At 39.1% G+C, this 11,853-nt stretch carries 14 protein-coding genes and 1 tRNA gene; 4 read left to right on the plus strand and 11 right to left on the minus strand.

Features of this window, described 5'->3' with window-relative positions; translation table 11 throughout:
- Positions 1–818 (minus strand): DUF4362 domain-containing protein (locus tag ACH0QE_RS10960; protein ID WP_415800717.1); only part of this gene is annotated, 818 nt, incomplete at its 3' end.
- Between the two features lie 234 nt (positions 819–1,052).
- Here ACH0QE_RS10960 and ACH0QE_RS10965 point away from each other — a divergent pair.
- Positions 1,053–2,045 carry an L-lactate dehydrogenase gene (locus ACH0QE_RS10965; RefSeq protein ID WP_415800718.1) on the plus strand — a complete coding sequence of 331 codons (993 nt, stop codon included), beginning with the start codon at positions 1,053–1,055 and terminating at the stop codon, positions 2,043–2,045.
- Positions 2,046–2,670: 625 nt separating this feature from the next.
- On the opposite strand, the gene ACH0QE_RS10970 is transcribed toward ACH0QE_RS10965, so the two are convergent.
- The 3 genes from ACH0QE_RS10970 to ACH0QE_RS10980 all read right to left on the minus strand — a co-directional run bounded on the left by ACH0QE_RS10970 (position 2,671) and on the right by ACH0QE_RS10980 (position 5,576).
- Positions 2,671–3,183: a GNAT family N-acetyltransferase gene (locus tag ACH0QE_RS10970; RefSeq protein WP_415800719.1), complete on the minus strand. Its 513-nt coding sequence runs from the start codon at positions 3,181–3,183 to the stop codon at positions 2,671–2,673.
- A 350-nt stretch (positions 3,184–3,533) separates the two neighbouring features.
- A complete protein-coding gene (locus ACH0QE_RS10975) occupies positions 3,534–5,228 on the minus strand; it encodes a M3 family oligoendopeptidase (RefSeq protein WP_415800721.1) in 1,695 nt (564 codons plus the stop codon).
- 251 nt (positions 5,229–5,479) lie between these two features.
- Positions 5,480–5,576, minus strand: a tRNA-Sec gene (locus ACH0QE_RS10980).
- Positions 5,577–5,715: 139 nt separating this feature from the next.
- Between ACH0QE_RS10980 and ACH0QE_RS10985 the strand changes: the two genes are divergently transcribed.
- Complete coding sequence (locus tag ACH0QE_RS10985; protein WP_041966413.1) at positions 5,716–6,147, plus strand: DUF2621 domain-containing protein; 432 nt, start codon at positions 5,716–5,718, stop codon at positions 6,145–6,147.
- Between the two features lie 30 nt (positions 6,148–6,177).
- Here the strand turns inward: ACH0QE_RS10985 and ACH0QE_RS10990 are convergent, their stop codons facing one another.
- A complete protein-coding gene (locus ACH0QE_RS10990) occupies positions 6,178–6,702 on the minus strand; it encodes a hypothetical protein (protein WP_415800722.1) in 525 nt (174 codons plus the stop codon).
- Positions 6,703–6,720: 18 nt separating this feature from the next.
- Positions 6,721–6,897, minus strand: a complete 177-nt coding sequence (locus ACH0QE_RS10995) for a hypothetical protein (RefSeq protein ID WP_415800724.1) — start codon at positions 6,895–6,897, stop codon at positions 6,721–6,723.
- An 86-nt stretch (positions 6,898–6,983) separates the two neighbouring features.
- Between ACH0QE_RS10995 and ACH0QE_RS11000 the strand changes: the two genes are divergently transcribed.
- Positions 6,984–7,274 carry a hypothetical protein gene (locus ACH0QE_RS11000; RefSeq protein WP_415800725.1) on the plus strand — a complete coding sequence of 97 codons (291 nt, stop codon included), beginning with the start codon at positions 6,984–6,986 and terminating at the stop codon, positions 7,272–7,274.
- A 27-nt stretch (positions 7,275–7,301) separates the two neighbouring features.
- Here the strand turns inward: ACH0QE_RS11000 and ACH0QE_RS11005 are convergent, their stop codons facing one another.
- Positions 7,302–7,523, minus strand: coding sequence for a hypothetical protein (locus ACH0QE_RS11005; RefSeq protein ID WP_415800726.1), 222 nt, complete (start codon positions 7,521–7,523; stop codon positions 7,302–7,304).
- A 137-nt stretch (positions 7,524–7,660) separates the two neighbouring features.
- Between ACH0QE_RS11005 and ACH0QE_RS11010 the strand changes: the two genes are divergently transcribed.
- A complete protein-coding gene (locus ACH0QE_RS11010; RefSeq protein WP_415800727.1) occupies positions 7,661–8,569 on the plus strand; it encodes a nuclease-related domain-containing protein in 909 nt (302 codons plus the stop codon).
- An 871-nt stretch (positions 8,570–9,440) separates the two neighbouring features.
- Here ACH0QE_RS11010 and ACH0QE_RS11015 read toward each other — a convergent pair.
- From ACH0QE_RS11015 to ACH0QE_RS11030, 4 genes are all read right to left on the minus strand, one after another.
- Positions 9,441–9,893 carry a GNAT family N-acetyltransferase gene (locus ACH0QE_RS11015; RefSeq protein WP_415800728.1) on the minus strand — a complete coding sequence of 151 codons (453 nt, stop codon included), beginning with the start codon at positions 9,891–9,893 and terminating at the stop codon, positions 9,441–9,443.
- Positions 9,894–9,912: 19 nt separating this feature from the next.
- Positions 9,913–10,653 carry a class I SAM-dependent DNA methyltransferase gene (locus ACH0QE_RS11020; RefSeq protein ID WP_415800729.1) on the minus strand — a complete coding sequence of 247 codons (741 nt, stop codon included), beginning with the start codon at positions 10,651–10,653 and terminating at the stop codon, positions 9,913–9,915.
- A gap of 83 nt (positions 10,654–10,736) precedes the next feature.
- The gene (locus ACH0QE_RS11025; protein WP_415800730.1) at positions 10,737–11,174 is read right to left on the minus strand and encodes a GyrI-like domain-containing protein; all 438 of its coding nucleotides are present in this window, start codon (positions 11,172–11,174) and stop codon (positions 10,737–10,739) included.
- A gap of 66 nt (positions 11,175–11,240) precedes the next feature.
- On the minus strand, positions 11,241–11,822 hold the full coding sequence (locus ACH0QE_RS11030) for a DUF899 family protein (RefSeq protein ID WP_415800731.1): 582 nt from the start codon (positions 11,820–11,822) through the stop codon (positions 11,241–11,243).
- Positions 11,823–11,853: the final 31 nt, after the last annotated feature.

Genomic DNA, 11,853 nt, shown 5'->3' on the forward strand with positions numbered 1-11,853 from the left:
ATAATGTAATTTGCAATCTTTGTAAACTTCACCCCATCTTGGCTCTCGTCACAATCCTTCCAGCTAATTTCTCGCTTCCCTCCATTTATAAACACCTTTAAGTTGTACTTTATGGCGTTTGGGCGATTACATGATGCAATGCTCTCTTTTTCATCCAAGTAATTTGCAAAGACTAGCCTTTTATACACCTCTTGCTTCACATTTTCCGCCATATGAAACGGTTCAGTCGTACCGTTTTCTTTTTTGATTTCGTCGGTTTTGGTATTTATTTCGTTCTCTAGGTTCTCTCCATACTTTAGATCAATTTCAAACAAATCCTGTTGACTCATGTTGTATTGAATTTCTATGATTTCCTTCATCCCGTATGGAACATCTTTACAATCAGTTGCTATGTAGGAGGTATTGGTAGGATTCATTTCTTCAATCAATTGACTACAGTTAATCGTTTGAACTTCCCCACTACCATACGCATCACGGGTGTTATCAATCTTTACCTCAAGAGATTCTCCATTGAATTTCAAATCCTTTACAATTGGATCCCCTTCAATCGTGTAAAACACGATACGTAAATCAGATGCCACCCCACTCTTCACATCTTCATAGAACCGCTGCATCCTTTCAATCCCATCAATGCCTCCATGAGTATTCAAGACATCAACATCCCCCACACCCTTTACAAAAAGTTTAGAGTTTCCTTTACCTGTTGATTGAGGTTCTCTATTGTCATTAGGACTACCATTTTCGTTAACTTCCGTATTACAGGAAGCTAGCAAAATGATTAAAACAAAATAAAAAGGGAATTTTGATATTCTTTTCATTTGACCATCACATCCATTCATTTCACCTATTTGGTATAAAAATCGCACCCTTTACTAAATAGACGAATGTATGGAGAAAACGTCACAATATTGGTTTACAATAATATCGATTCGTAATCCTATGTCCTACTCCTTTATACAACTTCAACGAACGTTTCAAAAATGCCAATTTAAAAATTCAGTATTTTCATAATTGTGTTAAAATATAAATATCAATTGGTTAGGGGGGATACCATGAAAAGAAATAAGTTAGTTGTTGTAGGAGTAGGCCATGTTGGTTCTTATGTTCTGGCAGATGCCATGAAATTAGGACTTTTTGCTAAAATAGCTGTCATTGACATAGATAAGGATGTTGCTTACGGCGAAGCTCTCGATCAAGAACATGCAACCGCTCTAACATATATGTCAAATACAACGGTACATGCTGGAGATTATTCCGAATGTGTGGATGCAGATGTGATTATCTGTGCTGCTGGTCCCAGCATGATAAAAAGTGATGAAGATACGATGCCGGACAGGGCACAATTAGCTGTTGTCAATTCTGAGGTAATTCGTGAAGTTATGACTGGAATTACAAAATATACTAAAGATGCAATCATTATTCTAATAACAAATCCTTTAGATACCATGGTGTACATAGCAGAAAATGAATTCGACTATCCGAAGGGGCGCATATTCGGAACCGGAACTATGCTTGATTCTGCACGACTTCGTAAAATAATTGCTACTAATTATGACATCGATCCAAAAAGTGTAACAGGTTATATGATGGGCGAACACGGACACACAGCTTTCCCTGTATTAAGCCGCTTAAGTGTGCAAGGATTTGGTGAAAAAGAATTGGACCTAGTTTTTCAAGGGAAAGAACCATTAAGTCGGGACAATATCAAAAAACAAGTTGTAAAGGCAGCCTTTGATGTGTTAAATGGGAAAGGGTGGACAAATGCAGGTGTAGCCCAAGCTGCTGTTACACTAGCAAAGGCGGTTATGCTGGATGAACGCAGTGTTTATCCCGTGTCCACAACATTACACGGACAATATGGATATGATGGAGATGTTGCATTAAGTATGCCATGTATCATCGGGAAAAATGGCTTAGAAAAACAATTAGAAATTACTCTCGACTCCCAAGAACTTGAATGGCTGCATCAATCAGCGGAATATATTAAAGAAGCGATGAAAGTTGCAAAGACAGGCAGAAATCATAATTCTAAAATTCCAGGTTGATGTTTATAACTTCCATTTTTTTGACGAACAGGATTTTTACTGTTCGTCTCTTTATTTAAGTTCTTAAATGTTATTCTCCACGACACGGCAGATAATCCAGTAGCCATTTAAAGTGGATCCAGTATTTCCTAGTTGTATGAGTTGCTAAACCCTCAGACTGTTAAACACTCAAAGCTTTAAGTGACCGTACTCGTTGTTACAACTCTTCAAGGTTTTTCACACTTTTACGCATATAAAAACCTCCAAATATAATAATTTGAAGGCTCTGAAAACACTCAGTGTCGATCAAAACGAGTATAAAACTATGTAGGTGAGAAGTTATGTAAATGATTGAAAATCTTAACTTGGCGGGACTGCGTGGGAATCGAACCCACTTGACCTGGCACGCAGGTGTAAACTTTTTTTAGTTTGCCGACAACTGTTTTTCCAGTGACTTTATAAGTCTAAATAATTGTCAAATCAAACTTTCATGTTTAATAGTGTTTGCATGTAATTTATAACATCAATTTGGCACAAAGCATGGCACCAATTTGTTCCACCCAGTTACAATATATCCCTGAGTTGTAGGATCAGATAGTGAGAAATTAATAATATGGCATGAATCTAAAATAAGACATGAACCTCACTAAGTGTTCTTGTTCAAATCCAGAATGAAGGCTTTTACAATAATTCCATCATTCATCGGTTCTAAATCCAGTTCAGGCAATCGTTCAAACCCCATACTTCCATAAAGAGCTAATGCCTTTTTCATGAATGAAGCTGTATGTAGTCCAATATGTGAGCTATTTTCTTCTTTAGAAACTTTAACACAATGTTGGACTAAAGCTCCCCCAATTCCATTGCCACGTGTTCCAGGTTTAACCGAAAGCATACGTATTTCTGGATACTCTTGAACGTTTTTGTTCCAATCATAAGCTTGAATGGATGGTGGAAACAATACGACACTGCCAACAATTTGACCGTCCAGTTCAGCCGTAAATATTTTCGCATTATTTTTTAAATCATTATCGGAAATAAGTGTATTTTTCAATACTTCCCAATGCTCTTTTGAAACAAATTGTTTATACTCTTGATAACTTTCCAATCTTAGATTCCTAACAGTTTCTATTTCTCCGTGTTTCATTTCTCTGATTTTCAATTTATCAAACTCCTTTAGTATTTAATCTACATACTCTTACGTAAGTCATGAAGTTCTTTTTGCTTCATTAAATCTTTTTCGAAGTGAATCATGTTGCTCTTCTATGATTGTTCGCTATGTTTCAATAAAATTCCTTTCTTTCTTTATTCAGCCACACAAAAAAACCTCCTTTGGATATGCGTGGATAACCCATACATAAGCAAAAGAGGTCATATTGTCTATTTAATGCACCTTATAGGTTCAATAGAAATAGCTAGCTATATTACCATTTTGGCGGGACTGCGGGGGAATGGAACCCACCTGACCTGGCACGCAGGTCACAAGCGGTTTTGAGTTTGCTGGCATCTGCATTAAAGAGCCTTATCATCAACTGTATTCAAATAAGCTTCAATCTCATCAATCACAGACTTCACACAACCATCTTCAAATGGTGAAATTAAGTTCGCTTCTTTGACAAGCTCTGTGAATGATTGGCTTCCACCTTGCTTACATAGGTGCAGATAATCTTTCCAGGCATCCTCTGTATTTTCCTGCGTACGTTTCCAGAATTGCAGCGCACAAATTTGAGCTAGTGTGTAATCAATATAGTAGAAAGGAACCTTGTAAATATGTCCCTGCTGTTGCCAGAAACCCCCATTTTCCAAGAAGTCATTTCCTTCATAATCACGATGTGGCAGGTACTTCTTCTCGATTTCTCTCCAAGCTTGCTTGCGCTCAGCTGGGGTTGCTTCCGGATTGGCATACACAAAATGCTGGAATTCATCGACTGCTACACCATAAGGAATAAATAGGACCGCTTCACTTAAATGAGAAAACTTATACTTATCCGTATCTTCCTCGAAGAAAAGATCCATCCAAGGCCAAGCAAAGAATTCCATACTCATCGAGTGGATTTCACACGCTTCTAGTGTAGGGAACCCGTACTCAGGTACTTCAAACACACGACTTTCAAATACTTGGAACGCATGTCCTACTTCATGCTTTAACACGCGAACATCGCCTTTTGTTCCATTAAAGTTTGCGAAAATGTATGGTGACTTATGTTTACTAATATAGGTGCAGTATCCACCGCCAGCCTTTCCTGCTTTACTTAACAGGTCCATTAAGTTGTTTTCTACCATATAAGTGTAAAACTCATTCGTTTCAGGAGACATTTCCTCGTACATTTTCTTCGCTTGATCGACAATCCACTCCGCATCTCCTTTAGGATCAGGGTTTCCTGTCTTAAAGCTGAAGCTGTCATCGTAATATTTAAATGTATCAACACCAATACGTTCTTGCTGCCTTTGTTTTAGTTTCGTAGCTAAGGGAACGATGTACTCTTTCACCTGGTCACGGAACTTTGCTACCATTTCAGCATCATAATCAGTACGAGAAAGCCGAGCATATGCTAACTCTGTAAAAGAAGAGAATCCTAGCTTCTTAGCAATACCAGTACGTACTTTTACAAGCTTGTCGTATAAATCATCTAATTGATCGGCATGCTCAACGAAAAAATTGTACTTTGCTTCATTGGATTCCTTCCTAACGGTACGGTCAGGTGATTGCTGATAAGGAACTAACTGAGCAAGATTTTTCACTTCTCCATCAAACGGGATTTTAGCTGAAGCAAGTAAATCAACATATTCACTAACTAGTTTGTTTTCTTCCTGCATGTCTTTCAACACATCAGGTGAGAACGTCTTTAATTGACTGTCAGCTAATAAGAATAACTGTTTACCCCACTTATCTTCTAACTGAGAGCGAAATTTAGAACCTGTAAGTGCCTCGTAATATTTTGTGATTAGACCCTTGTAGGCAGGTCCTACTTCATTGAAAAATTCCTTTTCTTTCTTATAGAACTCATCCGTTGTATCAATCGTCTGACGGATTTGAACAATCTGTCTCATGCTTTCAAACTCAGAGCGCAACTCCTTGATTTCTTTCATTACCCTGTCCTGAACCTCAAAAGACTCAGCAGATTGGAACCTCTCTAGTAATTGATTAAAGTTCCCCTCCACCTCTTCAATATTTGGTCTTGTATATGGATAATCGTTAAACTGCATGAAAGAATCCTCCTATGTAAAAAAATTTCGTGTAAAGAAACTATTTCGACAAAGTGAGACAATCTCCTTTTAATTTTCGAAAAAAACTTCGTTATTCGAAATATAATTTCTATTGTTGTTCTTAAGAGAAGCACAGGGACCTTATGCTTCTAAATTGAAAAGGCACTTCACATTTCCCAGTTTCACTGGATCAACATTTCTATACACAAAAAACCGCCCAGCATGCTGAGCGGCTACTAATTTATGTATTTTGGCGGGACCGCCTGGGAATCGAACCCAGCTAACCTGGCACGCAGGTCACAAGCGGTTTTGAAGACCGTGGGGGACACCAGTACCCCATTCAGCCCCGTTTTTAAGAACAAGGTCTATTATACTTAGAAGCTGGTTATTTTACAAGTGTGTTACTCAAATTGTCACAAGACTTGTCTTACCTTAAGGGCTGGTACTATAATAAGAAAAGATATTAGAAATGCGTGGGTGAAGGGTTATGTATCAGCTTGAAGGTTGGTTTTTGTGGTTTATGATGTTTTGGGTCGTTGTGTTGGTCGGCTTATTCGCGATCGGCGGATATTTCATGTTCCGCAAGTTTTTGAAAAAGCTGCCGAAAAACGACGGCAAATCAGATATGGACTGGGAAGAGTACTATGTGAATCAAACGCGGCATTTGTGGCCGGATGAACAGAAGGCATTGCTTGAGGATTTGGTGAGTCCAGTTCCTGAATTGTTCAGGGATGTGGCGAGACACAAGATCGCAGGCAAAATCGGTGAGATTGCCCTGAATGAAAAGGCGGACAAGATTACTCAGGAGCTTGTCATTCGCGGCTATATCCTCGCCACACCAAAGCGTGACCATAAATTTTTACGAAAGCGGCTTGCTGAAAAGCAAATCAGCACCGCACCATATGAGAGCTTGTTCTAAAACTGCCTTGTGTTAAGGCAGTTTTTTTCATTACTTGACCACTGCCTTTTTCCGCTTTTTAAAAAGCTTGAATACATCGTCATTTTTAGAGAGAATGATGACCTTATCTTTGTACGGCTTCATCAGCTTTATCGCCTCTACCAGATTATTCCCGTCATACTGATGGTTCCATTTTAACAAGTCGATCAGTGTCTTCAGATTCTCTTTTCGTGGAGAAGCAGCCAGTTTAACTTTTCTTAATACAAACCTTTTTACGATTCTCCAGTCACGCACATAGACATTCGTTTTAAGCACAAAAATATAATCAGCCTGGCGGAAGCTTTCCTCAAGCCAGCTATGATATACTCCCTCAATGACCCACTTTTCCTGCCCTAGCACACGACCCAGCTTTTCCGCCCTTTTTAATGGAGGGGTTTGCGAACCGAAATACTCGGACTCGTAATCCCAATAGAATTTGTCCAATTCATGCTTTGGCAGACCCAGCATTTTTGAAATTTTTCCTGCTATGTATGATTTTCCGCTGCCGGGCCCGCCAATAATATGTATTTTCGTCACTGTCTTCCACCCTGTTTATTATTCTTTATCGAGATCATTGTCAAATATAGATGGCGTACGCTCTTCCTTAATACCCAAATGCGCTTTGATTTTATCCAAATCTTTTATGATGATTCTCGTATTCAGCCATGCTCCAATTGCCGCAAGAAAAGCAACCGCCAGAATGACGATTAACCAAATATTTATTTCTACCAAGATGCTCACCTCCCAAGCAATTTTACCACATTCTAACAGGCATTCGAGATAAAAAAATGATAGAATTCCTTAGGGAGGTTATATTTATGATTGAAGTTGTGTTTTGGATTATCTTATATTTGTTGTTAATGATTATTTTTGTGAGGGCTATTTATAGTGTCATTAAGAAAAAACAGGTTCCCCTGGCCATGATTGCGATCCTCATCATTATTTCGGTGCCTATGGTCAGTTTGATGAATAGTATCGAAAGGCCGTTGGATATGAGTGAATTCGAATTTCTGGTGAGGGAGTTGAAGCAAGGCGCACTATGGGCGATTTTCACAATTGCAGGGTATCTCTACATACTTGTTTGGTTCATTCTTTCGTTAAAAAAATAACGAGTTTCAGATACTGAAACTCGTTTCTCATTTCCTAAATCTTCTCCGTCTAACATATTCACCGTTCCGCATTGCCTTTGCCTCTACTACATTTCCGACTATCAATAAAACGACTCCAATTGCGATCAAGCTAAACATTAGCGTTGGAGAAATGGTTGCAATATATCCCATACCCTTCATGAACATTGGCACAAGGAAAACGGCAAGACCCGCAGTTTTCAGTAAAATGGCATAAACCTTTAACGACATCCCTACTCCTCCTGACTGAATCAAGTGGTCTTATCAGTGTATTCAAGCAGGCTTGTCGCAATTCACAAAAAATTCAATATTTTTATTTCGTTAAAATAGTATGATTAACTTGACTATTTAATGGAAGGAAGATGCAGATGGCTTTTAAAGAGCGAACTGAACCTATTATTTTATCGAAGCTACGAATCTTAAATAAGAGACTTGAATTAACAGATGAGGAAAAAAGGTATTTTTCATACCTCGATAAGGGATATAAAGGCGAATTGCAATTCGATGCCTTGACGGAAAAACTGACAAGCAGCTGTTTGATCCTGAACGATCTACTGCTCGAGATAGAAAAAACAACCTTTCAAATCGATACTTTAATTATATTTGCCGGCACATTAAATGTTTTTGAAATAAAGACTAACCAAGGAGATTATTTATACAAACAAGAAGGTCTGACCTCAATAACAACCGGAGTATCAATCAAGAATCCACTTGATCAACTCAACCGCACTAAGCTGCTTCTTAAGAAACTATTAAATCAACTAGGCTACAACTATAAAATACAAGGTTCAGTCGTCTTTGTTAACCCCGAGTTTACCCTTTATCACGCACAACCAGACCTCCCATTCATATTCCCCACCCAGATCAAACGACTCCTCGATAATCTCAATAACCAGCCGGGAAAAGTATCCAGCAACCATATAAAACTTGCAACCAAACTAGTCTCCCTTCATAGGATCGACACCTCATTCGATAAACTGCCTCCGCATAATTATGATGAACTCAAGAAAGGAATTACCTGTAATGAGTGTGATTCGTTTTCGTTAGAGGTTAATCATAAGTATTTAGTTTGCAGTGATTGTGGGAGCAAAGAATTAGTAGAATCAGCAGTAATGCGGACGGTAGAGGAGTTTAGATTGCTTTCCCAGAAACGAGCAATTACATCAATAGAGGTTCAGGAATGGTGTGCAATTATAGATTCAAACAAACGTATTAGAAGGATCTTGGGGAAAAATTTGGAAGCAACAGGTAGTAAACAATGGACAAAATATCACTAACTTGGATATAAAGCATTTCAACCCTTCTTTCTATATTACGGATACTTTTTCCGTTTTCTCATACATTTTTGTCCTTCATGGCCCTTATCACGGACACTTTTTTTATTTCTCATCCAATTCTGTCCGTCATCACCTCTATGACGGACACTTTTTCTGCTTTCTCAGCAATTTCTGTCCTTCATGGCCCTTATGACGGACACTTTTTCTTATTTTCTCAACATTTCTGTCCGTCATGACCCTTATGACGGACACTTTTCTACTTTCTCAGCAATTCCTGTCCTTCATGGCACTTATGACGGACACTTTTTCTTATTTTCTCAACATTTCTGTCCGTCATGACCCTTATGACGGACACTTTTCTACTTTCTCAGCAATTCCTGTCCTTCATGGCCCTAATGACGGACACTTTTTCTTATTTTCTCAACATTTCTGTCCGTCATGATCTTGAGTTTTCAAATAAAATCCTCAAAATACAAAAAAAAATAGCAACCGGCCCCACCTTCGCCGGTTGCTGTGATAGCCACACTTGCTATCCTGCCTAGTATTTATTTTAAAAGACTAAAATAAAATTCATTGCCTCAGTTTGTTAAGACTTTTTTAACTTTTGTTAAAGCAGATAGAAGTGGGCACATACCAATAAGAAATTAATGATGACTTTTTTAACCATCGCCAACACTCCTTAATTGTGAGTTCCCTTACATTTATACTTTAACACAGTATTGTAAAGCTGGATTAAAAGAAATACGGCTATTTTGTAAACTTTTTACCGTATTTTCTATTAATGTGTAGTTAAGTTAGAGTCTACCAACCTTAAAGCTGCAGCTAGGTCCAGCTCCTCTTTTAAATGCAGTGGAGACCCGAGACCCTCATACTACCCCTCCTGCTTACATGTAAAAACGCTTATGTAATAATCCTCTCCTGGAAAATCGCCCACATACGCGAGCCCATTCTCACTGTAAAATTGTTTTAGTTTCTGATTCCCTGCCCAACAATCCAGATACAATTCTTTACCTAGACTCCGGGCATACTGGCATGCCCAGGAAGTAATCACCGTTCCGAAGCCCTTTCCCTGGTACTCCGGAAGGATGGCTATTTGAAAAAGATACTTTCCACTCTTTCCTACATGCCATTCATTCAAATCTTTATTTCCAAAGGTAGCAATAACTTTCCCGGCAACTGTTCCCACATAAAGAAAACCAACATGCTTCAAAAGCACCTTTTCATCCCAGGGATATTCCCACTGGTTAATCCCTTTTTCCAGCAGGGTCAGCGACACGGCATTTAAAACAGACAATATATCCTTTACATCCTCTTGTCCTGCCAATCGAATTTCCACCTGGTCGTCATTCTCCCTGCTTTGTACTAGAAATCATCAATACCACCGGAATTCTCATCCGCCGCTCGTACTCTTCATTGCTGGAGAAGCTTTCTGCTCTCGGCGTGCCTTCTCTAAGGTCATCCACCGCGAAGCCGGCTTGCAATATGAGCTGGAAGTATTGTTCGATTGTCCGGTGATATTTAATCACCTTTTTTCCGATCCACGGTTCGACCCGTTCGCCCAGGTTAAAATAGTCATCTACTACCCAATCACTTCTCCTGCCGGATCCTTCTGCACTTTTCGCGGAGGAAGTGAGAACCGGATGCTGAACGCTGAAAATAAACTTCCCGCCAGGCGCCAATGAGTCATGAATCTTCCCAAAAACGCTGCTTAAATCCGCTAAATAATGGAGAGCAAAACGAGAAAGAACTAAATCGTATTGATCTGGCTGCGGCTGCCATTCTTCCATAGAAGAGCGTAGAACCTGGCCAGTTGTTCCTTCCAGATTTTCGATTGCAGTTTGAGCCATATTGTTCGAACCTTCCACTCCAAGATAAGAAGCTCCGCCTTGTTGTAACAGCTCAATCCCAATTTCGGCATCACCACACCCTAAATCAAGAATTCTTTTTCCAGCCACATCCCCAATCATCTCTAACAAAATGGGCTTTTCAATGATGTTGTTTGGACTTTCTGGCCGGTTTCTCCGATTCATATAATTCTCGTAAAATTCCTCTTCGTCATATACAGAAGAACCTCTGAACTCCATCCTATCCCCTCCAATTACTAAAGAAAGACAAATCTTTAATATATTACCATAAACAGTACAAAAGACAACGAAAAAACGTTGTCCTAGACTTTAATAGGAATATATATTTCTACTTCCTCTACATCATTTTCCACTGGATGGTAGGTTTCTAAAATATAATTCTCCAAGGTATCCCGTGCATAGCCTTGCTCATCAACCCATTGATCCAGCATTTTATATAAACTGCCCATCCCTGTCCCTTTCCCTCTAATCATTCCATATGAATGCTGAATATCAAGAAATTCCGCACCTTCCGGTAAGGTGTCCAGTGCATTATTAACCAATAACCCAACATAGAAAGTTCCCTCAGTATGGCTCTCACTCGCTTTAGGCTCGTACACCGTAACCTCAGTTCCTGCAAGATTCGGTACACGCTGTAAAAATTGATGCGCTGCCTTTGGAACTAGCTCGGCAAAATCCTTATAAAGTCCTCTATGCTTCACAGCAATCACTTTGAATTCTCTTGTCACAACCTGGCACATTTTTAAGCCTCCTAAAATTAAAACAACTGGACTCTTCATTGGAAACCCTGTATCAAAAAAAACTGTCTATTCCGCATAACTATGTTTCGGTCCCCACGCTCCACTTCCTTCTGGCAACAATTCAAATAGTGACCATATACTGCAATAATCGTCACCAGGACCGAATGCAGCTTTGGAATAGTGAGTGATAGTGCCATCTTTGTCCTTTAACAAAATAGAAACCCCAGGCCAAAAACCTTCTTTATTTTTAAACCCGAGGTCTTCTTTAAAAGTCGTCCCTTTTGTCGAGACACTTTTAAACGGCCAGCCGCGTTTTTTTGAAAAGTCGGACAGTGTTTGGAAATCATCCGGACTGGTTAAGACAAATACTGCCTTGTTCTCAAGATGTTGGGTAAAACCAATGAACCCATCAGCCCAAAGTGTACAGTAAGAGCAGGATTTCCCCATATTATGTATGACAATCAACTCATTTTTTTCACCAAAAAGCTCACTCAACAGAACCTTTTCACCTTCTGTATTCGTCAATGTATAATCTTCAACTGTAAATGAAGGATGCTGTTTTCTTAACGCTGCCAGTTCTTGTTTTATACTCATTAACTCTTTCTCTTTGCTCTCTATTTCCTGTTCTAATTGCTTAATAGAATTCATTCTGCCTCTCCCTTTCAATTACAAATCAAAA

This window comes from Mesobacillus sp., from assembly GCF_047739415.1.
GTDB lineage: Bacteria > Bacillota > Bacilli > Bacillales > Cytobacillaceae > Mesobacillus.

What these genes read in the sequence shown, in the direction of transcription:
- ACH0QE_RS10965 (WP_415800718.1), top strand. Translation starts at nt 1,053, where the DNA reads ATGAAAAGAAATAAGTTAGTTGTTGTAGGAGTAGGCCATGTTGGTTCT.
- ACH0QE_RS11010 (WP_415800727.1), top strand. Translation starts at nt 7,661, where the DNA reads ATGGCTTTTAAAGAGCGAACTGAACCTATTATTTTATCGAAGCTACGA.
- ACH0QE_RS11020 (WP_415800729.1), bottom strand. Translation starts at nt 10,653, where the DNA reads ATGGAGTTCAGAGGTTCTTCTGTATATGACGAAGAGGAATTTTACGAG.
- ACH0QE_RS11000 (WP_415800725.1), top strand. Translation starts at nt 6,984, where the DNA reads ATGATTGAAGTTGTGTTTTGGATTATCTTATATTTGTTGTTAATGATT.
- ACH0QE_RS10985 (WP_041966413.1), top strand. Translation starts at nt 5,716, where the DNA reads ATGTATCAGCTTGAAGGTTGGTTTTTGTGGTTTATGATGTTTTGGGTC.
- ACH0QE_RS11030 (WP_415800731.1), bottom strand. Translation starts at nt 11,822, where the DNA reads ATGAATTCTATTAAGCAATTAGAACAGGAAATAGAGAGCAAAGAGAAA.
- ACH0QE_RS11025 (WP_415800730.1), bottom strand. Translation starts at nt 11,174, where the DNA reads ATGTGCCAGGTTGTGACAAGAGAATTCAAAGTGATTGCTGTGAAGCAT.
- ACH0QE_RS10975 (WP_415800721.1), bottom strand. Translation starts at nt 5,228, where the DNA reads ATGCAGTTTAACGATTATCCATATACAAGACCAAATATTGAAGAGGTG.
- ACH0QE_RS11005 (WP_415800726.1), bottom strand. Translation starts at nt 7,523, where the DNA reads ATGTCGTTAAAGGTTTATGCCATTTTACTGAAAACTGCGGGTCTTGCC.